Here is a 1,516-nt window from a genome sequence, read left to right as displayed (position 1 = left end):
GCATTTAAAATATACTCTGGATGAGGAAGTGCTTGCCAACTATCATCTCCGCCTACTCCCATTTGCTTATATATCACCCTTAGAATAGTTGCATCTAAAGACACTAATTTATGGAAATGGTCAGCTTTTTCTACATCCTCTGGGTGATATTTAGATATATTAAACTCAAAGGTTGGAACTCCACTTATTTTTATTCCCTGTCCTTTTTCATTTTTTATTTCTAAATATCTCACATCTGTTTTAGCCCCATTTTCTTGAGGTTGAAGGTAATTTACAATTTCATTATTTACAGTCTCCTTGTATAAACCTATCTTAGCACTTTTGTATTTATCCCAGTAGTTTTCTATTTTTCCTCTACCGTAATAAGTTATATTTTTGTATTCTTCTTTAAGAATGAATAGATCACTTATTACAGGTATCTTAGATAGCTCTCTATTTGGATTTAATATTTGTTGTACTTTTAGTTTAGAATTGCAATCTAAGGAGTACATATATGTTACTGTACTATTATTTTCCAATTCTATATCTACTATTAAATTAACTACTTTTTCATAGTTTTCTATTTTAATGTTAACTACTTTCATAGCTGGATTTCTCCAAGTAACTGCATCTATTTCATTTTTGAAACCTCTATCATTGTTAGTACTAGCTCTCCAGAAATATGGTTTTACCTCTTCTTTTAAGATATCTTCTCCATTTAGTACATACTCACATAAAAGTCCACTATTCTTTGATAAAGACACTTTTATCTTGTCTGTTGATAAACTTATTAATTCCTCGGCTTCCTTTATATTAATAGCTTTATTATTTTCTTCTCTTTCTATCTTAAATGTGTTTGGCTTTAGTATAACTTGGTGATGCATTATCTCATGACCTTTTGGTGCATATATTGTTTCATTTTTTTCTTTAACTGTAAAAGTAACTATATACTCTTCATCTTTATATCTTTTTTCTTCTACATCATATTGCAACTCATAAGTTTGCCCTGGCTCTAAATCAATCTCTACACATTTTTCATCTACAAACTCACCATTCTTAGTTGTAGTTATAAATATTACATATTTATTTAAATTATTAAATAAATAATCATTTTTAATATTTACTAAACCTTCTTCTAGATCCTCAAATAATACATCTGAATACCAATATTTTATTTCATAGAATTTAGGAGTTACTTTTCCATTGGCAAATACTAATCCATTTCCGCTAAAATCATAGTCATTAGGGAAATCTCCAAAGTCTCCTCCATATGCTAAATAACTTATATCTCCTTCTTTTTTAAGGATTGCTTGGTCTTTAAAGTCCCATACAAATCCACCTTGTAAAACATCATATTTTCTAAATAACTTATAATAAGCATCTAGATTTCCATTAGAGTTACCCATAGAATGTGTATATTCACATATTATATGAGGTTTTTTAGGATTATCTTTTGCGTACTCTTCTATTTGCCATGGTCTTGTGTACATTTGACTTTCTATATCTGATACATCATCATACATTCTGTGATGGAAAA

1 protein-coding gene is annotated in these 1,516 nt (G+C 28.8%); it reads right to left on the bottom strand.

The window, feature by feature from the left end:
- On the bottom strand, positions 1 to 1,516 hold a 1,516-nt coding region (locus tag ACRC03_RS17945), incomplete at both ends, for a glycoside hydrolase family 2 TIM barrel-domain containing protein (protein WP_438653975.1).

The sequence above is a fragment of the Romboutsia sp. genome, from assembly GCF_051659545.1.
In the GTDB taxonomy this organism is placed as follows: Bacteria; Bacillota; Clostridia; order Peptostreptococcales; family Peptostreptococcaceae; genus JBOFOR01.
This window is presented reverse-complemented; position numbering and strand designations above follow the sequence as displayed.